The sequence below is a fragment of the Halioglobus sp. HI00S01 genome, assembly GCF_001635445.1.
Lineage (GTDB): Bacteria > Pseudomonadota > Gammaproteobacteria > Pseudomonadales > Halieaceae > Halioglobus > Halioglobus japonicus.
In genome coordinates this window covers 1-226 of the sequence record NZ_LWEE01000076.1, presented here as the reverse complement: position 1 = coordinate 226, position 226 = coordinate 1, and the positions used below count along the sequence as shown (strand labels likewise).

Below are 226 nucleotides of genomic sequence, written 5' to 3'. Positions count from 1 at the left end.
GCGCCAGGCCTCTGTCGCGAGCAGGCGCACCGCCGCCAACCCCGCTGCGGCGACCGCCGGTGGCATCGCTGTGGTGTAAATGTAGTTGCGCGCACCCTGAATGAGGCTTTCGATCAACAGCTCGTCACCGGCCACAAATGCCCCGGCGCAACCCAGCGCCTTACCCAGGGTGGCCATGAGTACCGGCGCCTGGGCAGAATCAAGCCCGGCGGCGGTACTCATGGCC

General features: G+C 67.7%; 1 protein-coding gene. It reads right to left on the bottom strand.

All coding sequences use genetic code 11. The annotated features are described in order from the left end of the window. A partial coding sequence (locus A3709_RS12545) for an aminotransferase class I/II-fold pyridoxal phosphate-dependent enzyme (RefSeq protein ID WP_156507747.1) occupies positions 1-226 on the bottom strand: 226 nt, incomplete at both ends.